The organism is Caulobacter sp. 602-1 (assembly GCF_003931565.1).
GTDB lineage: Bacteria > Pseudomonadota > Alphaproteobacteria > Caulobacterales > Caulobacteraceae > Caulobacter.
Map to the genome: position 1 here is coordinate 96,912 of NZ_RRYI01000004.1, position 20,453 is coordinate 117,364.

Below are 20,453 nucleotides of genomic sequence, written 5' to 3' on the forward strand. Positions count from 1 at the left end.
CGCCTACGGGGTGGACATTGACGAGCGAAGCGGGCATAAGCGCCCGCTCGCAAAAGCTGACATTCATGCGCGACATTGCTTGTCGCCGCACGGAAGCCTATTTTGCGATAGCTAATCGGCAGCCCGAGGAACTCATGGCCCGCGTCACCGTCGAAGATTGCGTCGAGAAGGTTCCGAACCGCTTCTCGCTGGTTCTGCTCTCCGCGCACCGCGCCCGCGCCATCTCGGCCGGCGCCGCCCTGATGGTCGACCGCGACAACGACAAGAACCCGGTCGTCGCCCTGCGCGAGATCGCCGACGACGTGATCGATCACGAAGGCCTGAAGGAGCACCTCATCAGCACGCTGCAACGCGTCGATGAGCACACCGAGGCCGAGGAAGAGGCCGAGACCCTGGCCCTGCTGGCCGATCCGAGCCACATGCAGATGAGCGAACTGGAACTGGTCCGCGCGCTGCAGAGCGACCGTGACGGCGGTCAGGAGGAGCGGTACTGAGCCCCGAAGGCGCAGACCCTCTAACCCTGCAGGCGGTCACGCCGACCGCTCTGTCCGAACGCGCGCCCGATGTCGAATCGGGCGCGTCTTCGTCTCAAGCTCCGGCCGCGGCGGTCGAGCCGCCGGCGCCCAAGCCGCGCCCCAAGTTTCTTCGCCAGTACGAGCTGATCGAGCGGGTCCACGCCTACGACCCGACGGCCGACGAGGCGCTGCTGAACCGCGCCTATGTCTACGCCATGCGGATGCACGGCTCGCAGACCCGGGCCAGCGGCGACCCCTACTACGCCCATCCGATCGAGGTGGCGGGCATCCTCACCGAATACCGGCTGGACACCGCCACCATCGTCACCGCGCTCCTGCACGACGTGATCGAGGACACCCCGGTCACCAAGGAAGAGATCGCCAAGCTGTTCGGCGACGAGATCGCCGAGCTGGTCGAAGGCGTCACCAAGCTCAGCAAGCTCGAACTGCAGGCCGAGCACATGCGGCAGGCCGAGAACCTGCGCAAATTCATCCTGGCCATCTCCAAGGACGTCCGCGTCCTACTGGTCAAGCTGGCCGACCGTCTGCACAACATGCGGACGCTGCACTTCATCAAGAACCAGGCGAAACGCGAGCGGATCGCCCGCGAGACGCGCGACATCTACGCGCCGCTGGCCCGCAACATCGGCTGTCACCGCATCTGCGTGGAGCTGGAGGAGCTGTCCTTCCAGCACACCAATCCGGTGGCGCGCGACGCCATCATCCGCCGCCTGGACGCGCTGCGCGAAGAGCAGGGCGGGGCGGTGGCCCTGGTCAGCCAGGAGATCGCCGCGCGCCTGGAATCGTCGAACATGCCGGCCCGCGTCTTCGGCCGCGAGAAGTCGCCCTATTCGATCTGGCGCAAGCTGCAGCGCAAATCGATCGGCTTCTCGCAGATGTCGGACATCTATGCGTTTCGCGTGATCGTCGACAGCGAGGAAGACTGCTACCGCGCCCTGGGCGTGGTCCACCGGGCCTGGTCCAGCGTGCCCGACCGCTTCAAGGACTACATCTCGACGCCGAAGCGGAACAACTACCGCTCGCTGCACACCACGGTCGTGGGCCCGCGCGGGATGCGGATCGAGATGCAGATCCGCACCGAGGCCATGGACCGGGTCAACGAAGAGGGCGTCGCCGCCCACTTCCGCTACAAGGACGCCTCGTACGGGCTCGACCTGGAAGGCATGGAAGCCGCCGGCGGCCGCGACCCGCTGGCCAACCTGCGCCAGCTGGTCCAGGTGCTGGAGCACGGCGGGGACTCCGAGGAACTGGTCGAGCACGCCAAGCTCGAGATGTTCCTCGACCAGGTGTTCGTCTTCACGCCCAAGGGCAAGCTGGTCAGCCTGCCGCGGGGCGCGATGCCGCTTGACTTCGCCTACGCCGTCCACACCAGCGTCGGCGACACCTGCATCGGCGTGAAGATCAACGGCGAGCTGAAGCCGCTGCGCACGCCGCTGGTCAATGGCGACGTGGTCGAGGTGGTGCGGGGCTCCAAGCCCGTGGTGCCGCCGGACTGGCGCTCGCTGACGGTCACGGGCCGGGCGAGATCCGCCATCCGGCGTCATATCCGCCAGACCGAGAAGGAAGAGTTCCTGCGCCTGGGCAAGGCGTCGCTGGAGCAGGTCTTCGAGCGCGCCGGCAAGAAGCTGAAGGACGTCTCGCTGCGGCCGATCCTTGAGCGCTTCGCCCTGGAGAGCGACGAGGCGCTGTTCGACGCCGTCGGGCGGGGTCGGGTTTCGCCCAGCCAGGTGCTGGAGACGGCCTATCCGGGCATGAAGGACTCCGATCGGGAGGCCGCCACGGCCCGCCGCAAGATCGAAGGCGGCCAGGACGCGACGCTCTACGTGCGCGGCGGCGGCCTGACCCCGGGCGTTTCCCTGCACTTCGCCCACTGCTGCAGCCCTGTGCCGGGCGACCGCATCGTCGGCATCCTGCGCGAGGACGGTGAGGGCCTTGACGTCCACACCATCGACTGCCCGCGCCTGGCCGAATACGAGGACCGCGAGGAGCTGTGGCGCGACCTGAACTGGACGCCCGAGGCCGAGCGCTCGACCATCTCGCTGACCCGCCTGCACGCCACCATCCAGAACGCGCCCGGCGTGCTGGGCCTGGTCTGCACGATCATCGGCGAGGCCGGCGGCAACATCGTCAATTTGCGGATGCACCATCGGCAGAGCGACTTCTTCGACACCGACATCGATGTCGAGGTCCGCGACGCCAAGCACCTGACCAACATCCAGGCCGCGCTGCGGGCGTGTCCTTCGGTCGAGACCGTGGATCGGACGCGCGGCTAAGCTCCAAGCTGAACGGTTGCCGAATTCCCGTTAAGGGCGCATCGTCCTGGCCAAGACCGGGGAGGCGATCATGGGTGCTGTACGCGTCTATTTCGCGACCAATCGCAACGAGCAGCCCGACAACAAGAAGCTGGTCTTCGGACCGCGCTTCAATCCCGACGGGGTGGCGGCGCTGCGGTTCGGCTATGTCGACTTCCCAGAGGGAGTCGAGACGCTGCAGGGCGGGTCGGTCGTCGTCTATCCGGACGTGAAAGGCGAGACCGACGTGGCCAAGACCGGCGGCGGCCGGTTCCTGGACGACATTCGCAAGGCGATGCTGGACGGCCAGGACACCCTGGTTTTCATCCACGGCTTCAACGTCACCTTCAACGGCGCGATCGAGGCGGGCGCGCGGCTGGCGCGCGACGTGCGGATCCGGGCCGGGGCGACCGATGACGGCCGGCCGGTGAACGTGGTGGTGTTCAGCTGGCCCTCGGACGGCGAGGCCGTGCCGTTCATGTCCTACTACAGCGACCGCGAGGACGCGCGGGCGTCCGGCCCCGCCCTGGCGCGGACCTATCTGAAACTGCGCGACTTCCTGGAGCAGCTGCGCAACGCGGATCGCTGTGATCGCAGCATCCACCTGATGGCCCACAGCATGGGCGCCTACGTCCTGCGCCAGGGCCTGCAGGCGGCGCTCGCCAAGGACCCCGACGGCTTGGTCCGCATCTTCGACCAGATCCTCCTGGCCGCCCCCGACGAGGACGACGACACCTTCGAGCAGGACAGCAAGCTGAAGCCCCTGCCGAGGATCGGGCGTCAGGTGACGGTCTATTTCAACCCATCCGATCGGGCGCTGGTCATCTCGGACAAGACCAAGGGCAATCCTGACCGCCTCGGGTCGGACGGCCCCCGGCTGATCGACATGCTGCCCAAGAAGGTGGTGCTGGTCGATTGCCGCAACGTGGCCGGCGACGCCGACGCCCTGGTCCAGCACAGCTACTATGCGCGCAGCCGCGCCATGACCTTCGATATCGGCGCGGTGCTGGCGGGCATGGACGCCGAGGCGATCGGCAACCGGGACTATGTGCTGCCGCTGCGGGCGTGGCGGATCGTCAAGGAGCTGGCTTAGCGCCCCCGCAGCGCCGCCACCGCGTCGCGCGTGCCCGCCGTCATCGGCGAGGGCAGGGCGTCCAGGGCGAACCAGCCCCATTCGTGGATGGCGTGGGCCTCCTGGATCGCCGGCTCGCCCGCGAAGCTTTCGACCGCGTAGGTGATGGCCACCCAGTGATAGTCGGGGGCGACCATGTCGGTGACGGCCAGGACGCGGCCGGCCTTGATGGTGATCCCCAGTTCCTCGCGGATCTCGCGTTCGGCGCAGACGTGGGCGGCCTCGCCCCAGTCCAGCTTGCCGCCGGGCACGCCCCAGTGATCGGCCTCGGGGTTCTTGACCCGCTTGACCAGCAGCAGCCGGCCTTGGCTGTCGAGGATGGCCGCGCCGCAGCCGACGCGAGGACGTTGCACTTCTTCGGTCATGCGCGCCGTAAAGCCTGAAACGGCGCGGTCAGGCAAGCCGGCGTTTGAAGACTCGCCCGCTTGGTTCTATAGGCAGCGTTCATGACCAACGATGACGTCCTCGACGAATTCCGCGCCGCAGGGGCTCTGCGCGAAGGCCACTTCGTGCTGTCCAGCGGCCTGCACAGCCCGGTCTTCCTGCAGAAGAACCTGGTGTTCATGCGCCCCGAGCGCTGCGAGCGGCTCTGCAAGGCCCTGGCGGAGAAGATCCTCGCCACGGTCGGCGCGGTCGACGTCGCTGTCTCGCCGGCCGTCGGCGGCATCATCCCCGGCTATGAGACCGCCCGTCACCTGAACGTGCCGTCGATCTATGTCGAGCGCGAGGGCGGCAGCTTCAAGTTCCGCCGCGGCTTCCACCTGGAGCCCGGCCAGAAGGTCGTGATGGTCGAGGACATCGTCACCACCGGCCTGTCGTCGCGCGAATGCATCCAGGCCATCCAGGAGGCTGGCGGCGACGTCGTGGCCGCCGCCTGCATCGTCGACCGCTCGGGCGGCAAGGTCGATGTCGGCGTGCCGCTCATCTCGCTGTGCAGCCTGGAAGTCCCCGCCTATCCGGCCGACGCCCTGCCGCCGGAGCTGGCCGCGATCCCCATCGAGGATCCCGGCAGCCGCCGGCTGCGGTAGAGCGGTCTAGTCGGCCGCCTTGGCCGGCGGCGGCGTCAGCTGCTTGACCGGCCAGGCGATGCCCAACTGCTCCAGATAGGTCCCGTACTTGTCGGGGTCGTAGTAGTACTTCTTCATCTCGGGCCGATAGGTCGCCATGATATTGGCGTTGATCTGGGTCTGCGGCTTGTCCGTCGCGGCCAGCATCGGCACGTACTTCTGCGTCTTGGTCTGGACGTCGGTGAAGTAGGTCTTGGCTTCGGCCAGCAGCTTGGGCTGGGTCAAGAGGTCCAGCGCCGTCATCGCCACCACCTTCGAGCCGGCCACCACGCCCTTGTGGGCGATCGGCGTGGCCATCGAGATGGCGTTGGCCCAGTGGTGGCCCGGCAGGTCGGGGATGTTCGACGGATAGTTGATCGTGATCGTGGGCATGATCCACGAGATGTCGCCGATGTCGTCCGAGCCGCCGCTTTCGGGCTTTTCCTCCGGGGGCTTGAGGCCCTTCAGCTTGACGTCGAGGCCGTCCTGCTTGGTCGAGCCGACGTTCTTCTGCACGGCCTTGGCGAAGGCCTGCTCGTCGTCGGTCCACTTGGGCAGGCCGACGGCGTCGATGTTCTTCTGGGCCGCCTCGGCGATCGGTTTGTTGAAGTGGCGCGGGGCGGCCGTGCCGACGATGGCGTAGTCCATCTTCGTGTCGGTCATGTCGGCCGCCGCCTTGGCGATCCGGTTGCCGATGTCCCAGTTCTTCTTGATCGCGTCGAAGGTCTGTTCGCGGAAATAGTACCAGACGGTGGCTTCGGACGGCACGACGTTGGGCTGGTCGCCGCCGTCGGTGATCACATAGTGCGAGCGCTGCTCGGGCTTGAGATGCTCGCGGCGCATGTTCCAGCCCATGTCCATCAGCTCGACGGCGTCCAGGGCGCTGCGGCCACGCCACGGCGCGCCGGCCGAGTGGGCGGACTCGCCATGGAAATTGTACTTGATCGAGACCAGGCCCGTGCCCGAGGGCTGACCCCAGGCGGTCTGCAGGTTCGAGCCGACGTGGGTGAAGATGGTGGCGTCGACGCCGTTGAACACGCCATCGCGGACCATGTAGGCCTTGCCGGCCACCAGCTCCTCGGCCACGCCGGGCCACAGGACCAGGGTCCCGGCGATGTTCTGCTTGGTCATCACGTCCTTGACCGCCAGGGCGGCGACGACGTTCAGGGCCTGGCCGGAGTTGTGGCCCTCGCCGTGGCCCGGCGCGCCGGGAACGATCGGATCATGCCAGGGCACGCCCGGCTTCTGCGAGGCCTTGGGGATGCAGTCGATGTCGCTGCCGAAGGCGATGGTCGGGCCGCCGCTCCCGTTCGTCCAGGTCGCGGTCCAGGCCGTCGGGATGCCCGAGACGCCGCGCTTGATGGTGAAGCCGTTCTGCTCCAGCACCTTGGTGATGTAGGCCGAGGTCTCGACCTCCTGGAAACCCAGCTCGCCGAACGAGAAGATCTCGTCGTTCATCACCTGGGCCAGCTTGGCGCGGCTCTCGACGCCCGCCACGGCCTCGGCTTTCAGGCTCTTGAGCTTGCCGGCCGAAATGTCGGCGGCGCTCGCCCCACTCGCCAAGGTGATCGCCAGAACGCCCGCCGTCGCGGCCAGCCAGGTCTTGTTCGAAATCATCACGCCCCTCCCAAAGGTAGAGCGTATACGATTAGGCGCCGGCGCGGCTTTGTCCATGCGCCAGCCCTGGCGCCGGCCCGCGAAATTCCCACCTGCACAGGCGGGCGGCTGGGCTTATAGACTCCAGCCGAGTCCTTGGGTTTCGACGGGAAGAGCGGATGAGCTTGCGACTGGGCGTCAATATCGACCACGTGGCCACGATCCGGAACGCGCGCGGTTCGTCCTATCCCGAGCCGGTGCGCGCGGCGGAGCTGGCCCTGGCCGCCGGCGCCGACGGCATCACCGCCCACCTGCGCGAGGATCGCCGCCACATCAGCGACGCCGACATCGCCGTGCTGACCGACCTCTGCCACAAGCGCGGCAAGCCGCTGAACTTCGAGATGGCCGTGACCGACGAGATGGTCGGCATCGCCATCGGCGCGCGCCCGCACGCCGCCTGCCTGGTGCCCGAGCGCCGCGAGGAGGTCACCACCGAGGGCGGCCTGGATGTGATCAAGGGCCAGAACCGCATCGCCGACGCCACCGCCCGCCTGCGCACCGTCGGGGCGCGGGTGTCGCTGTTCATCGAAGCCGATCCCGAGCAGATCCGCGCCTCGGCCGCCGCCGGCGCCCAGGTCATCGAGCTGCACACCGGCGCCTATTGCGACGCCTATCGCGAGGGCCACCTTGAACGCGCCGAAGCCATTCTCGAGCGGCTGAAGGCCGGCGCGGCCCTGGCCGCGAACCTCGGCCTCGAAGTCCACGCCGGCCACGGCATCGACTACGCCACCGTCAAGCCGATCGCCGCGATCCCGGAGATCGCCGAGCTGAACATCGGCCACTTCCTGATCGGCGAGGCGATCTTCGTGGGCCTGCCGCAGGCGATCCAGCGGATGCGCCTGCTGATGGACGCCGCCCGGGTCGAGCATCCCGTGAAAGTGGAGGCCGGTTTTGCGTAAGGATGCTCGACAGCTAGAAGATGCCGAGCGCGAAACGCGCTCGGTGGAAGCGGAGCAGGCGGCGTGATCATCGGCATCGGCTCGGACCTCTGTGATATCCGCCGCATCGAGAAGTCACTGGAACGCTTCGGCGAGCGCTTCACCAACAAGGTCTTCACCGAGATCGAGCGCAAGCGGTCCGAGCGCAAGCCCGACCGCGCTTCCAGCTACGCCAAGCGGTTCGCGGCCAAGGAGGCCTGCTCCAAGGCCCTGGGCACGGGGCTCAAGCGCGGCGTGCATCTGGCCGGCATGGGCGTGGTCAACCTGCCGTCGGGCAAGCCGACCATGGCCCTGACCGGCGGCGCGCTGGAAAGGCTGAAGGAACTGACGCCAGAGGGCATGGAGGCGGTGATCCACCTCTCCCTCACCGACGACCATCCCTACGCCCAGGCTTTCGTGATCATCGAGGCCGTGCCCAGGGCCTGACGCACTCGCCTCCTGCCCGAGCGCGTTTGACGAGACGGCCCAACCGTCGCCATGAAGTGCGGCTAACGGCCCGCCCACTTGCCCCTCCAACTCTTGCTCATGGGGGCAAGCCCGTCTAGCAAAGCCGAACCGGTTCGCCGGCCAATCATCTTCGAAGAGCTCCGCGCCCGCATGACCGACGCCGCCGACGACCTCACGCCGCCCGAAGAGAAGGGCGTCGTCGCCGAGTTCATCGAGATCATCAAGACCGTCGCCTACGCCCTGGGCATCGCCCTCGTGCTGCGGGTCCTTCTGTTCCAGCCCTTCACCATTCCGTCGGCCTCGATGGAGCCCAACCTCTATCAGGGCGACTACATCATCGTGTCGAAGTTCAGCTACGGCTGGAGCAAGCACTCGATCCCGTTCAGTCCGCCGATCATCAAGGGCCGCATCCTGGGTCACGCCCCGACGCGCGGCGACATCATCGTCTTCAAGCTGCCGCGCGACAACCGCACTGACTACATCAAGCGCCTGATCGGTCTGCCGGGCGACAAGGTCCAGATCCGCGGCGGCCAGGTGTTCATCAACGGCAAGGCCCTGCCGCGCAAGGAACAGGCCCCGGCCCTGGTCGACACCGGCTACGGCTTCACTCAGCAGGTGCAGCGCTTCCAGGAGACCAACCCGGAAGGCCGCCAGTACAACACCCAGGACTTCGGCCCCGACAGCCGCGGCGACAACACCGGCGTCTACACCGTGCCGGCCGGCTGCTACTTCTTCATGGGCGACAACCGCGACAACTCGGCCGACAGTCGCTTCGACCCGGGCGTCTCGCCTTACGCGGAGAGCGCTTGCAAGTGGGACTACGAGCTGGACCAGTATATCGGTGACGAGATCGGCGTCGGCTTCGTGCCCGCCGAGAACCTGGTGGGCCGCGCCCAGATCATCCTGCTGTCGTGGAACGCCGAGGCCAGCCTGTTCAAGCCGTGGACGTGGTTCCTGAACGCCCGTCCCAGCCGCTTCTTCCACGTGCTGAAGTGATGCAGAACCATGGATAGACGGGTCGCCGCCGTCGGCGACCTCGAGCGCCGGATCGGCCATCGGTTCAACGACCGCGAACTGCTCGAACGCGCCTTGACGCACGCCAGCGTCGGGGATGGGGCCAAGAAGGTCCGCGACAACGAGGTGCTGGAGTTCATCGGCGACCGGGTGCTGGGCCTGTTGGCCGCCGAGGCCCTGGCCGATCGCTTCCCGAAGGCCAAGGAGGGCGAGCTGGCTCCGCGCCTGAACGCCCTGGTCAGCCGCGAGACCTGCGCCCGCGTCGCGCGCCTGGCCGAACTGGGCCCGGCCCTGCGTCTGTCGGCCTCGTCCAGCAAGATCGGCGGCCGCGAGACCGACTCGATCCTGGCCGGCGCCACCGAAGCCCTGATGGCCGCCCTCTACCAGGACGGCGGCCTGGACGCGGCCCGCAAGGTGTTCCTCGACCTGTGGGCCGACGAGTTCGACAAGGCCGGCGAGGGCCGTCCGCGCGACCCCAAGACCGCGCTGCAGGAATGGGCCCAGGGCAAGGGCCGCCCGTTGCCGACCTACCGCGTCCTGGACCGTACGGGACCCGACCACGCGCCGGTGTTCACGGTCGAGGCGGTGGTGGTCGGGGTGGATCCGGCTATCGCCAAAGGCAAGTCCCGGCAGGAGGCCGAGAAGGCCGCCGCCAAGGCGTTGCTGGAGCGCGAAGGGGCGGGGTAACGAACCCCTCTAGAGGGGATTGGGCGGCGTCTATCCTCGGAATTCGCGGGATCGAACCCAGTGAAATCAACCACTTCCCACTTTTTCGCGCCGCTGAATGATCCGCGTTGAATCCGCCGCGATAATCAAAGCCATCCCCGTCGCGGGGGAGGGCGTTTGGATCCGGCCCAAAACGGCGGCGGGGGTAGGTTGAGCGGGGCCGCTGGCGGTTCCCGGAGGCTCGAAAGTCGCCCCGTCCGTACTCTTTAGGCGGATCGGCAGGCGAACGGGCAGTCTCCGGGGCCAAACCCTCAGCGGATCGACAGGGCGGTGATCGTACAAGCCGCCTATCGTGGATCGTCGGGGTCGAGACGGATGTAGCCGATCGACTTGGTCCGCGCCCGTCCGGGGGTAAACGGGGACCCGAGCAGACAACGCTCACGCCTCCCGACCTCACGGGCAAGAACAGCCTGGCGGAGCGGAGTCGCGAGCCGAAACAAAAACAAACCCTACGGTCTCCGGGTTCGCCCGGCCGCTCCGTCGCCTCCCCACGCCTTCAGCGGCCGCGCCGCGTGAAGCCGCGGCGCTGTGCGTCCTTCCAAGCCCGCACCTTGACCGCCGTCACGCCGAGCCCCTTTCATGCCGTCTCGCGTCCGCGATTCCCGGAGACCTTCCCCATGCGCCATCTCGCCGTCGCCTTGCTGCTGACCCTCGGCCTGGCCGCCTGCGGCAAGGGCCAGTCCTATCAGGCGTTGCCCGACGACATGAGCCTGGGAAACAAGGACGCCAAGGTGACGGTGGTCGAGTACGCCTCGGTCGGCTGCCCGATCTGCGCGCGCTGGGACCAGGAGGTCTTCCCGGCCTTCAAGGCCAAGTACATCGACAGCGGCAAGGTCCACTACGTGTTCCGCGAGATGCTGGTGGGCGGCGGCTCTGAAGTCACCGTGGCTTCGGCCGGGTTCCTGCTGGCCCGCTGCGCTGGCAAGGACAAGTACTTCCAGGTCAATGAAGCGATCTTCGCCAGCCAGCCGGGCGTCTTCGAGACGCCGCGCGAGACCCTGTTGGACATCGCCAAGTCGGTCGGCATGAACGAGGAGCAGTTCAACACGTGCGTCACCGACGAGGCGGCGATCAAGGCCCTGAACGAGCGGGTCGAGAAGAACGCCAAGGCGCACGACATCAACGCCACCCCGACCTTCGAGATCAACGGTCGCAAGATGGAGCCGGGCTACCACGCCCTGGCCGAGATCGACGCGGCGATCGAGAACGCCGGGCGCTGATCGGCCGTTCGCTACCCCCGGGGGGCCATTGGTGCTACACGCACGCGCAATGACTGACACCACCCCCCAAGCACCCGCCCAGACTCGCGCCGGTTTCGTGGCGATCATCGGCGCGCCGAACGCCGGCAAGTCCACCCTGGTCAACCACATGGTCGGGGCCAAGGTCTCGATCGTGACCCAGAAGGTCCAGACCACCCGCTTCCCCGTACGCGGCGTCGCCATCGAGGGCGACACCCAGATCGTGCTCGTCGACACCCCCGGGATCTTCAGCCCGCGCCGCCGCCTGGACCGCGCCATGGTCCGCTCGGCCTGGGCCGGCTCGGAAGACGCCGAGGCCACCGTCCACCTGGTCGATGTGCAGGCCGAGCTGGCCAGCCGCGCCGACAAGGCCACGCCGGGCGAGTTCCGCTCGGCCCAGGACGTCCAGACCATCATCGAGGGGCTGAAGGCCGCCAATCGCAAGGTCATCCTGGCCCTGAACAAGATCGACGGCGTCAAGCGCGACACCCTGCTGGCCGTGGCCAAGGACTTCTTCGACACCGGCGTCTATTCGGACGTCTTCATGATCAGCGCCACGACCGGCGCGGGCGTCGAGGACCTGACCGCCAAGCTCGTTTCGATGATGCCGGAGGGGCCCTGGCTCTATCCGGAGGACCAGACCGCCGATCTGCCGGCCCGCCTGCTGGCCGCCGAGATCACCCGCGAGAAGGTCTATCTGCGCGTCCACGAGGAGCTGCCTTACGCGGCCACCGTCGAAACGACCGCCTTCGAGGAGCGCAAGGACGGCAGCGTCCGCATCGAGCAGACCATCCTGGTCGAGCGCGAGGGCCAGCGGATCATCGTGATCGGCAAGGGCGGCCAGACCCTGAAATGGATCGGCCAGGCTTCGCGCGAGGAGCTGTGCGAGATCCTCGATCGCAAGGTTCACCTGTTCCTGCACGTGAAGGTCAAGGAGAACTGGGCCGAGGAGCGGGGGCTGTTCAGCGATATCGGACTCGACTTCGATGTTTGACGCGCCCGCGTTGACCGTCGATCTGGACGCCTATTTCCGGCGCATCGACTATGACGGTCCGCGCGAGCCGACCTTGGCGACCTTGCGCGCCATCACGCTGAAGCACCCGGACGCCATTCCGTTCGAGAATCTCGACGTTCTCCTCGGGCGCGGAATCAGCATCGTCCCGGCCGACATCGACGCCAAGCTGATCGGCGCCGGGCGGGGCGGCTACTGCTACGAGCAGAACGGTCTCCTCAAGCGCGTGCTGACCGCGCTAGGCTTCCAGGTCGAGGGCCTGATGGCCCGCGTGCAGTGGATGCAGGCCGAGGGCGCGCCGGCCCGGCCACGCTCGCACATGGTGCTGGGCGTCTCGATCGATGGCGAAACCTGGCTGGCCGACAGCGGCTTTGGCGGCTGCGTGCTGACCGGGCCGCTGCGGCTATTCTCGGGCGACGTGCAGGACACGCCGCACGGCGCGTTCCGCATTGTCGATGTCGAGCACGGCGGGGTGGCCGAACGCCAGGTTCAGGCCAATCTCTCGGGCAAGTGGGCGCCGCTCTACCAGGTGGCCAAGGGCGCCTGGGCCGACATCGACTACGAGCAGGTCAATTTCTACACCTATACGCATCCGAGTTCGCACTTCACCTGGAGCATGACGGTGGGCCGCTCGACGCCGACCGCCCGTTACGCCCTGAAGAACAACCGCTTCACCCATCGCGACGTCACCGGCGCCGTGGTCGAGCAGCGGGATCTCTCGGCCGGCGAACTGGAAGCGGTCCTGCGCGACGTGATCGGCCTGCCGGTCGCGCCGGACTGGACGCCGGTGCTGGAAAAGGTCGTGGCCTGGGGGACGCCCGCTTGAGCCAGGAATGGGAGGACGAAGCCTACGTCCTCTCGGCCCGCTCGCACGGCGAGACGGGGGCCATCGTCGAGCTCCTGACCCAGGATCGCGGCAAGTTCGCCGCCCACGTGGCGGGCGCGGCCTCGCGGCGGATGAAGCCGTTCCTGCAGCCCGGCGCCCGGGTCATCGCCCGCTATCGCGCCCGGGTCGCGGACCAGCTGGGCTCGGCGACCCTGGAGCCGATGGGCGAGGGGCCTTCCAGCCTGTTCGACGACCGCCTGGCGCTGGCGGGCCTGTCCGCCGCCGCCTCGGTCGCCGCCTCGGCCCTGCCGGAGCGAGAGGCCCATCCCGGCGCCTTTCACGCGCTGGAAGCCCTGATCCGCGTGCTGGAAATCCCCGACATCTGGCCGGCGGTCTATGTGCGCTACGAGGCGGGCCTCTTGCAGGAGCTGGGCTTTGGCCTGGATCTCTCCAAGTGCGCGGCCACCGGAAGCTTCGACGATCTGGTCTATGTCAGCCCGCGCACCGGTCGCGCCGTCAGCCGAGGGGCCGGCGCGCCGTATCATGACAAGCTGCTGCCGCTGCCGCCGTTCATGCTGTCCTCGCAGGGCGGCCTGGCCGAGGGCGACGTGAAGGCGGGCCTGGACATCACCGGCCACTTTCTCGAACAGTTCGTCTTCGGTCCGCTGAACCGGCCGCTTCCCGCGCCGCGGATGTGGCTGATCGACCGACTGACCGAAGCGGGGCGACTGTGAGCGCCGCTCCGACGCTTTCCGCGCATTCGGTCGCCATCCGCCCTGGAAGCCGGAAAACCGGGGATCGTTCAGGCCTAACCGGTCGAATCATCGCGGCGATGTCTGCTAGGATCGTTGCCCGGAGTAACGAATCCCCTCGATGAACAAGCCTGTCCTTCCTCCCGGCGGTCCCGACGACGGCGACCGCATCCTCGACGAGCCGCTGACGGAAGCCCTGTCGCGCCGCTATCTGGCCTATGCGCTCTCGACCATCGGTTCGCGGGCGCTGCCCGACGTCCGCGACGGCCTAAAGCCCGTGCACCGTCGCGTGCTGTACGCGATGAGCAACATGCGCCTGAACCCCGACGCCGCGGCGCGCAAATGCGCCAAGGTGGTCGGCGAGGTCATGGGTAACTTCCACCCGCACGGCGACCAGTCGATCTACGACGCCCTGGTCCGTCTGGCCCAGGACTTCGCCCAGCGCATCCCGCTGGTCGAGGGGCAGGGGAATTTCGGCAATATCGACGGCGATAACGCCGCGGCCATGCGCTACACCGAGTGCAAGATGACGGAAGCGGCGACGCTTCTGCTGGACGGCATCGACGAGGACGCGGTCGACTTCAAGCCGACCTATGACGGCCAGGACGAGGAGCCTCTGGTCCTGCCGTCGGGCTTCCCGAACCTGTTGGCCAACGGCTCGTCGGGCATCGCGGTCGGCATGGCCACCTCGATTCCGCCGCACAACGCCGCCGAGTTGATCGACGCCTGCCAACTGCTGCTGGCCAATCCCGACGCGACGACCGAGGACATCCTGGAAAAGGTGCCGGGGCCGGACTTCCCGACCGGCGGCGTCATCGTCGAACCGCGCGCGTCCTTGCTTGAGACCTACGAGACCGGTCGCGGCGGCGTGCGCATCCGCGCCAAGTGGGAAAAGGAAGACACGGGTCGCGGCACCTACCAGATCGTCGTCACCGAGATTCCGTACCAGGTGAAGAAGTCGGATCTGGTCGAGCAGCTGGCCGACCTGATCGACAGCAAGAAGGCCGCCCTGCTGGGCGACGTCCGCGACGAGAGCGCCGAGGACATCCGTCTGGTCCTCGAGCCCAAGTCCAAGAACGTCGAGCCCGAAGTGCTGATGGAGAGCCTGTTCAAGCTCTCGGCGCTGGAGGCCCGCTTCCCGGTCAACATCAACGTGCTGGACGCGCGGGGCACGCCGGGCGTGATGGGCATCAAGCAGGCGCTGATGGCCTTCCTGGCCCACCGCCGCGAGGTGCTTACCCGCCGGGCCCGTCACCGCCTGGCCAAGATCGAAGCCCGTCTGCACATCCTGGACGGTCTGCTGATTGCCTATCTGAACCTCGACGAGGTCATTCGGATCGTCCGCTATGAGGACAAGCCGAAGGAAAAGCTGATCGAGACCTTCGGGCTCTCGGAGATCCAGGCCGACGCCATCCTCAACACCCGCCTGCGCCAACTGGCCAAGCTGGAGGAGATGGAGATCCGTCGCGAGCACGCAGAACTGGTCGAGGAACGCGACGGCATCCTGGCCATGCTGGCCAGCGAAACCAAGCAGTGGAAGCTGGTCGGCGTGGGCCTGTCGGAAGTCCGCGCCACCCTGTTGAAGATCAAGCACCCGCTGGACAAGCCGCGCCCGACGGGCGTGAAGGGCCGCTCGATCTTCGCCGACGCTCCGGTCGTCGACGCCGACGCCGCCATCGAGGCGATGATCGTCCGCGAGCCGATCACGATCATCCTGTCGGAGCGCGGCTGGATCCGCGCCGCCAAGGGCAAGATCGACGATCCGTCCGAGCTGAAGTTCAAGGAAGGCGACAAGCTGGGCTTCCTGGTCCCGGCCGAGACCACCGACAAGCTGCTGATCTTCTCCAGCGATGGCCGCTTCTTCACCCTGGGCTGCGACAAGCTTCCCAGCGCGCGGGGCCATGGCGAGCCGGTGCGGATGATGATCGAGCTGGACGACAAGGTGAAGATCATCGACGTCTTCCCGTTCAAGGCCGGTCGCAAACGCATTCTGGCCTCGAAGCTGGGCTACGGCTTCCTGATGCCCGAGGAAGAAGCGCTCGCGAATCGCAAGGCCGGCAAGCAGGTCCTGAACGTCGACGCCGCCGGCGCGGCGTTCTGCCTGGAAGCCGTGGGCGACCAGTTCGCGGTGATCGGCGACAACGGCAAGATCCTGATTTTCCCGATCGAGGAACTGCCGGAAATGCCGCGCGGCAAGGGCGTGAAGCTGCAGGCCTACCGCGAGGGCGGCTTGCGCGACGGCCTGTCGTTCAACGCCGAGACCGGGGCCTACTGGATCGACACCGCCGGCCGGCGCCGCGACTGGGCGGAATGGAAGGAATGGATCGGTCGCCGGGCCGGAGCTGGCAAGCTCGCGCCCAAGGGCTTCGCGACCAACAAGCGGTTCAGGCCGAAATGAGCAGGGGACGGCTGCGTCGCCGCGCGCTGAGCTTGTTGGCCAGCGTCTTCGGTTGCGCGGCCGTCGCCGCGACCCCGGCCCAGGCCTTGCCCCTGCCCAGGGGCAAGCCGGAAGAGCAGGGTTTCAGCGCCGAGCGGCTGAAGAGGCTCGACGATCACATGCAGGCCATGGTCGACCGCGGCCAGATCGCCGGCGGCGTGACCCTGCTGGCCCGCCACGGCCGGGTCGTCCACGCCAGGGCCTTCGGCCATCGCGCCCTGGGCGGCGATCCGATGCCGATCAACGCCATCTTCCGCATCCGTTCGGAAACCAAGCCGGTCACCGGCGTGGCGATGATGATCCTGTACGAACAGGGTCTGTGGAACCTCGACGACCCGATCAGCAAGTTCGTGCCGGAGTTCGCCAATCTCCGCATCGCCACGGGCGTCGACGCGGCGGGCGAGCCCATCCTGGCGCCGATCACCCGCCCGCCGACCATGCGCGAGCTGATGACCCACACGGCCGGCTTCGCCTACGGTATCGCCGACGATCCCAGCAGTCCGGCCGACCAGGCCTATTACCGCGCCGGCGTGTTGCAGTCCGGCTCGCTGAGCGAACTGGTTCAGAAGGTCTCGGGCCTGCCGCTGTTCTCCGAGCCGGGACGGTTGTGGCGCTACAGCGTGGCGGCCGACATCCAGGGCTACATCGTCGAGAAGCTGTCGGGCGAGACCCTGCCGGTCTTCATGGAAGAGCACATCTTCGCGCCGCTCAAGATGAAGGACACCGCCTTCTACGTGCCGGCCCAGAAGCAGCCCCGCCTGGCCGCGCTCTATGACGGAGATCCGGCGACGGGTGCGCTGGCGCCGGCCATGGAAGGCGCGTGGCGTGACGTCAGCAAGCCGCCGGCAACGCCGTTGGGCGGGGGCGGCCTCGTCTCGACCGCCGGCGACTTCGCCCGCTTCGCCCAGATGATCCTGAACAAGGGCGTGCTGGACGGCGTGCGGATCTTGCGGCCGGAGACCGTGGCGCTGATGACCCAGAACCATCTGCCGCCCGGCTTCGTGGTCACGACCAACGGCACGACGGGCGTGCTCAATCCCGGACCCAAGCCGTTCCCGTTCGCCGCCGGCATGGGCTACGGCATCGACATGGCCGTGGCCGTCGATCCGGCCGCCTCGGGCGCGCCGGTCGGGCCGGGGACGGTCAGCTGGGGCGGCAGCGCCGGAACCTGGTTCTGGATCGACCCGGCCAACGACCTGTTCTTCGTCGGCATGATCCAGCGTCTGGGCGGGGTGGGGCCGGGCCTCGACGCCCAGTCTCGGACCCTCGTCTATCAGGCGATCGAACGGCCGCCGCTCGTGGCCGCGCCCTCCGGTCAGCAGCCGGCCAAGCCGGGTGTCAGGACAACCGCGGCGCGGTAGCCTGGAAAAAAAGAAAACTCCCCCCGCCGTCCGGCGAGGGGAGCTCCGTCACGACCTGGGGGGCTGAATTCCTAGGCCGCGAACAGGATGTCGGCGAGCTCGCTGGCCTTGCCGACGGTCAGGCCGGTGACGCCGGCCAGCTTGATCAGGCCGTCGCCCGCATCGACCCCGGCCATGCCGTTCTGGTGGAAGACATAGGTGTCGCCATTCCACTCGAAGACGGTGTTGCTATTGGCGGCCGTGAGGCCGGCATAGGCGGTCAGCGCGTCGTCGAAGGTGGCGGTGGCGACGAAGTAGAGCTGCTTCTTCTCGCCCGCGCCGACCGAGCCCGCGAACGTCAGGGAATCGAAGCCCTTCTGGAAATCCTCGATCACGGCGATGTCCGTGGCCTTGCCGTTCGCCAGGTGCAGCCCGGCGAATGAGCCGAGGTCGACATTGTCGTAGCCGTCACCGGTAGTGACCCGACCGTCGAATTTCTCGAGGAAGATGGTGTCGTTGCCGGTTCCGGCGTCGATCAGGCCGCGCATCACGCCGTTGTCGACGAAGATCGTGTCGTTGCCCCCGCCTGTCCGGATGTGACGGCCGGCGTCGAGGCCGCCCGGCCCATCGGTGATGATCGGCTTGATCACATCATTGCCGTCGCTGGCCAGGAGGTGGGTGTTGTCGTCCGGTTCGCGGTTGTAGGCGTCGACGTTCCAGTCGTGGGCGAAACGCGCGTTTTCGCCGGGGCGTCCCGGATCGTCGGGGCCGCCGGCCGCGTGGTCGCCGCCCTCGCCATAGACCGAGAAGAAGACCGACAGGGCGTTCACCTTGCCGTCCAACGCGACGTCGGCAAGGAAAGCGCGGACGGCGTCCGCATAGGGGCCTTGGTTGCTGTTCATGGCCTCGGCCATCAGCGCGCCGACCATGGCCGCGCGTGTCCCGACGCCGTTGCCGCCGTCGCCGCCCAACTCGGCGAAATATTCGCCCCGCGTGTAGGTCCCCCCGCGACCGTTCGGCACCTCGGCGTCGAGATAGGTCAGGATCTCATCATAGGTGCGCTCGACGCCGAAAAGCTTCAGATAGGCTTTCTGGAACGTCGAAAACATCGTTCCGTTCTCGCCGTAGGTCTTGATGAAGGTCTCGCGACCTTCGCCGACCTTGGCCAGGTTGACCGCGAAGTTGATGTAGCGGTTCACAAGATTGAACTGGGCGTAGTAGGCGCTGTTCAGGTTGTTTGGATTCCCGCCGACCGGCGAGATCAGGTAGTCCAGCCCCGGCGCGCCCAGGCTCACGTCGGTAAGGAAGCCATAGACCATCACCGCCACCTGGGTGGTCGCCTTGGCGCTGTCCTGGATCCAGCGCACGGCGGACTCGTAGCTCCACAGGTCGCCGACCATGCCGCCTCGCGCGGCGTCGATGCCTTGCGCCATCAGAGTCAGTTGGGTCGAGGCCGAGGCGGGGAGGTCTGCCTGCGTCGGCAGGCGGTGGATGTTGCGGTAGATCGTGATCAGGTTGTCCAGAGTGGCCATGGCCCGTGTCGCCTTGAATATCGTAATCCCTCGTGCAGTAAAAAATATACATGAACGACGTTCGGACAACCGGGTTCTTCATGAAATAAGCTTAACCTTGGCCGCGAGGGAGCGCCTGTCGTCCGGACGTCGAAAAAGCGGGTTTCAACGCGGAGGCGCCCGCTCTAAGGTCGTGTCAAACATCTGTTCGGGAGGGCGCCTTGGCGTTTCGGAAGTTCATCGCGGCCACGCTGGTCGCGACGCTGCTCGGCGGCGGCTCCACCGCGACGCTGGCTGCTCCGGTCGCGTCCAGCGCGCCCGCCATCGTCCCCGCCACGCCGGAAAGCGCCGGCTTCTCGGCCGAGGGCCTGAAGAAGCTGGACGCCCACATGCAGAGCCTGGTCGACACCGGCCACCTGCCGGGCGTCACAACCATGCTGGTCCGTCACGGCAAGGTCGTGAACTACGAGGTTCACGGCAAGAAGGGCTTCGATGGCCCGCCGATGACCAAGGACACGGTCTTCCGCATCTATTCGCAGTCCAAGCCCGTGACGGGCGTGGCCATGATGATCCTCTTCGAAGAGGGCAAGTGGAAACTGGACGACCCGGTCAGCAAGTACATCCCCGAGTTCGCGTCCCTGCGCGTCTTCAAGGGCGTCAACGCCGACGGCTCGTTCGACACCGTCCCCGCCGATCGCCCGCCGACCATGCGCGAGCTGATGAGTCATTCGGGCGGCTTCGCCTACGGCCTGGTCCCCGATAACCCCATCGACAAGGCCTATGTCTCGACCGGCGTCCTGAGCGCCAGGACGCGCGAGGAGTTCGTTCAGAAGGTCGCCGCCCTGCCGCTGGTGGCCCAACCGGGCGCGCGCTGGAAGTACAGCGTTTCGGTCGATATCCAGGGCCTGATCATCGAGAAGCTGACTGGCATGTCGCTGGGCGACTTCATGCAGCAGCGGATCTTCGGGCCCCTGAAGATGGTCGACACCGCCTTCTGGCTGCCCCCGGAGAAGATGGATCGCCTGGCCTCGCTCTATCTCTGGGGGCCCAAGGAACAGAAGCTTGTTCCGGCGACCGGCTTCATGGTGCTGGACATCACCAAGCCGCCGGTCGCGGCCTCGGGCGGCGGCGGCCTGGTCTCGACCAACGCCGACTACGCCCGCTTCGCCCAGATGCTGCTGAACGGCGGTGAACTCGAAGGCAAGCGCATCATCAAGCCGGAGACCGTGAAGCTGATGCGCACCAACATGCTCAGCGACACGATCATGAATTCCAATGATCCGCCGTTCAATACGGCCGCGGGCAAGGGCTTTGGCCTCGATTTCGCGGTGGTGCTGGATAGCGCCAAGGCGGGGCCGTACGGGCAGGGGACCTATAGCTGGGGCGGCGCCGCCGGCACCTGGTTCTGGATCGACCCGACCAACGACCTCTTCTTTCTGGGCATGATCCACATCCTCAACAAGGGCGGCGATCCGGCCATCAAGGACATCGACGACGACAGCGCCAAGCTGGTCTACGACGCTCTGATCGATCCCAAGAAATAGCGCCCGA

18 protein-coding genes are annotated in these 20,453 nt (G+C 67.2%); 15 read left to right on the top strand and 3 right to left on the bottom strand.

Going from position 1 to position 20,453, the window contains the following annotated elements:
* Nucleotides 1–134 precede the first annotated feature (134 nt).
* The 3 genes from rpoZ to EIK80_RS13080 all read left to right on the top strand — a co-directional run bounded on the left by rpoZ (nucleotide 135) and on the right by EIK80_RS13080 (nucleotide 3,920).
* Complete coding sequence (rpoZ, locus tag EIK80_RS13070; RefSeq protein WP_099577049.1) at nucleotides 135–494, top strand: DNA-directed RNA polymerase subunit omega; 360 nt, start codon at nucleotides 135–137, stop codon at nucleotides 492–494.
* Between the two features lie 236 nt (nucleotides 495–730).
* Nucleotides 731–2,809 carry a bifunctional (p)ppGpp synthetase/guanosine-3',5'-bis(diphosphate) 3'-pyrophosphohydrolase gene (locus EIK80_RS13075; RefSeq protein ID WP_233586610.1) on the top strand — a complete coding sequence of 693 codons (2,079 nt, stop codon included), beginning with the start codon at nucleotides 731–733 and terminating at the stop codon, nucleotides 2,807–2,809.
* Between the two features lie 70 nt (nucleotides 2,810–2,879).
* Nucleotides 2,880–3,920, top strand: a complete 1,041-nt coding sequence (locus EIK80_RS13080) for an alpha/beta hydrolase (protein ID WP_125157448.1) — start codon at nucleotides 2,880–2,882, stop codon at nucleotides 3,918–3,920.
* Here EIK80_RS13080 and EIK80_RS13085 read toward each other — a convergent pair.
* Nucleotides 3,917–4,324: an NUDIX domain-containing protein gene (locus EIK80_RS13085; RefSeq protein WP_125157449.1), complete on the bottom strand. Its 408-nt coding sequence runs from the start codon at nucleotides 4,322–4,324 to the stop codon at nucleotides 3,917–3,919. The two genes, EIK80_RS13080 and EIK80_RS13085, sit on opposite strands and share 4 nt — an antisense overlap.
* Before the next feature lie 81 nt (nucleotides 4,325–4,405).
* On the opposite strand from EIK80_RS13085, the gene pyrE reads away from it, so the two are divergent.
* On the top strand, nucleotides 4,406–4,987 hold the full coding sequence (pyrE, locus tag EIK80_RS13090; protein WP_125157450.1) for an orotate phosphoribosyltransferase: 582 nt from the start codon (nucleotides 4,406–4,408) through the stop codon (nucleotides 4,985–4,987).
* A 6-nt stretch (nucleotides 4,988–4,993) separates the two neighbouring features.
* On the opposite strand, the gene EIK80_RS13095 is transcribed toward pyrE, so the two are convergent.
* Nucleotides 4,994–6,619, bottom strand: coding sequence for a M20 family metallopeptidase (locus EIK80_RS13095; protein ID WP_199743498.1), 1,626 nt, complete (start codon nucleotides 6,617–6,619; stop codon nucleotides 4,994–4,996).
* A 161-nt stretch (nucleotides 6,620–6,780) separates the two neighbouring features.
* Here EIK80_RS13095 and EIK80_RS13100 point away from each other — a divergent pair, with 161 nt between their 5' ends.
* The 10 genes from EIK80_RS13100 (at nucleotide 6,781) to EIK80_RS13150 (ending at nucleotide 17,412) form a co-directional block, all read left to right on the top strand.
* Nucleotides 6,781–7,560, top strand: coding sequence for a pyridoxine 5'-phosphate synthase (locus EIK80_RS13100; RefSeq protein ID WP_125157452.1), 780 nt, complete (start codon nucleotides 6,781–6,783; stop codon nucleotides 7,558–7,560).
* Between the two features lie 63 nt (nucleotides 7,561–7,623).
* Nucleotides 7,624–8,025: a holo-ACP synthase gene (acpS, locus tag EIK80_RS13105; protein ID WP_125157453.1), complete on the top strand. Its 402-nt coding sequence runs from the start codon at nucleotides 7,624–7,626 to the stop codon at nucleotides 8,023–8,025.
* Between the two features lie 171 nt (nucleotides 8,026–8,196).
* Complete coding sequence (lepB, locus tag EIK80_RS13110) at nucleotides 8,197–9,042, top strand: signal peptidase I (protein WP_125157454.1); 846 nt, start codon at nucleotides 8,197–8,199, stop codon at nucleotides 9,040–9,042.
* Nucleotides 9,043–9,051: 9 nt separating this feature from the next.
* On the top strand, nucleotides 9,052–9,747 hold the full coding sequence (gene rnc, locus EIK80_RS13115; protein WP_125157455.1) for a ribonuclease III: 696 nt from the start codon (nucleotides 9,052–9,054) through the stop codon (nucleotides 9,745–9,747).
* A gap of 656 nt (nucleotides 9,748–10,403) precedes the next feature.
* Nucleotides 10,404–11,006, top strand: a complete 603-nt coding sequence (locus EIK80_RS13125; RefSeq protein WP_125157456.1) for a DsbA family protein — start codon at nucleotides 10,404–10,406, stop codon at nucleotides 11,004–11,006.
* A gap of 49 nt (nucleotides 11,007–11,055) precedes the next feature.
* The gene (gene era / locus EIK80_RS13130; protein ID WP_125157457.1) at nucleotides 11,056–12,018 is read left to right on the top strand and encodes a GTPase Era; all 963 of its coding nucleotides are present in this window, start codon (nucleotides 11,056–11,058) and stop codon (nucleotides 12,016–12,018) included.
* On the top strand, nucleotides 12,011–12,862 hold the full coding sequence (locus tag EIK80_RS13135) for an arylamine N-acetyltransferase (RefSeq protein ID WP_125157458.1): 852 nt from the start codon (nucleotides 12,011–12,013) through the stop codon (nucleotides 12,860–12,862). Before era ends, EIK80_RS13135 begins: the two co-directional genes overlap by 8 nt.
* Complete coding sequence (gene recO / locus EIK80_RS13140) at nucleotides 12,859–13,596, top strand: DNA repair protein RecO (RefSeq protein WP_199743468.1); 738 nt, start codon at nucleotides 12,859–12,861, stop codon at nucleotides 13,594–13,596. The genes EIK80_RS13135 and recO overlap by 4 nt, the downstream gene beginning before the upstream one ends.
* Nucleotides 13,597–13,735: 139 nt before the next feature.
* On the top strand, nucleotides 13,736–16,012 hold the full coding sequence (parC, locus tag EIK80_RS13145; RefSeq protein WP_125157459.1) for a DNA topoisomerase IV subunit A: 2,277 nt from the start codon (nucleotides 13,736–13,738) through the stop codon (nucleotides 16,010–16,012).
* Nucleotides 16,009–17,412, top strand: a complete 1,404-nt coding sequence (locus EIK80_RS13150) for a serine hydrolase (RefSeq protein ID WP_199743469.1) — start codon at nucleotides 16,009–16,011, stop codon at nucleotides 17,410–17,412. The genes parC and EIK80_RS13150 overlap by 4 nt, the downstream gene beginning before the upstream one ends.
* A gap of 71 nt (nucleotides 17,413–17,483) precedes the next feature.
* On the opposite strand, the gene EIK80_RS13155 is transcribed toward EIK80_RS13150, so the two are convergent.
* A complete protein-coding gene (locus tag EIK80_RS13155) occupies nucleotides 17,484–18,923 on the bottom strand; it encodes a hypothetical protein (RefSeq protein WP_125157461.1) in 1,440 nt (479 codons plus the stop codon).
* Between the two features lie 200 nt (nucleotides 18,924–19,123).
* Here EIK80_RS13155 and EIK80_RS13160 point away from each other — a divergent pair, with 200 nt between their 5' ends.
* The gene (locus EIK80_RS13160) at nucleotides 19,124–20,446 is read left to right on the top strand and encodes a serine hydrolase (RefSeq protein WP_125157462.1); all 1,323 of its coding nucleotides are present in this window, start codon (nucleotides 19,124–19,126) and stop codon (nucleotides 20,444–20,446) included.
* Nucleotides 20,447–20,453: the final 7 nt, after the last annotated feature.

Bases quoted from the DNA above. Each gene is read 5' to 3' on its own strand.
- rpoZ (WP_099577049.1), top strand. From the start codon at position 135: ATGGCCCGCGTCACCGTCGAAGATTGCGTCGAGAAGGTTCCGAACCGC.
- EIK80_RS13075 (WP_233586610.1), top strand. From the start codon at position 731: ATGCGGATGCACGGCTCGCAGACCCGGGCCAGCGGCGACCCCTACTAC.
- EIK80_RS13080 (WP_125157448.1), top strand. From the start codon at position 2,880: ATGGGTGCTGTACGCGTCTATTTCGCGACCAATCGCAACGAGCAGCCC.
- EIK80_RS13085 (WP_125157449.1), bottom strand. From the start codon at position 4,324: ATGACCGAAGAAGTGCAACGTCCTCGCGTCGGCTGCGGCGCGGCCATC.
- pyrE (WP_125157450.1), top strand. From the start codon at position 4,406: ATGACCAACGATGACGTCCTCGACGAATTCCGCGCCGCAGGGGCTCTG.
- EIK80_RS13100 (WP_125157452.1), top strand. From the start codon at position 6,781: ATGAGCTTGCGACTGGGCGTCAATATCGACCACGTGGCCACGATCCGG.
- lepB (WP_125157454.1), top strand. From the start codon at position 8,197: ATGACCGACGCCGCCGACGACCTCACGCCGCCCGAAGAGAAGGGCGTC.
- rnc (WP_125157455.1), top strand. From the start codon at position 9,052: ATGGATAGACGGGTCGCCGCCGTCGGCGACCTCGAGCGCCGGATCGGC.
- EIK80_RS13125 (WP_125157456.1), top strand. From the start codon at position 10,404: ATGCGCCATCTCGCCGTCGCCTTGCTGCTGACCCTCGGCCTGGCCGCC.
- era (WP_125157457.1), top strand. From the start codon at position 11,056: ATGACTGACACCACCCCCCAAGCACCCGCCCAGACTCGCGCCGGTTTC.
- EIK80_RS13135 (WP_125157458.1), top strand. From the start codon at position 12,011: ATGTTTGACGCGCCCGCGTTGACCGTCGATCTGGACGCCTATTTCCGG.
- parC (WP_125157459.1), top strand. From the start codon at position 13,736: ATGAACAAGCCTGTCCTTCCTCCCGGCGGTCCCGACGACGGCGACCGC.
- EIK80_RS13150 (WP_199743469.1), top strand. From the start codon at position 16,009: ATGAGCAGGGGACGGCTGCGTCGCCGCGCGCTGAGCTTGTTGGCCAGC.
- EIK80_RS13155 (WP_125157461.1), bottom strand. From the start codon at position 18,923: ATGGCCACTCTGGACAACCTGATCACGATCTACCGCAACATCCACCGC.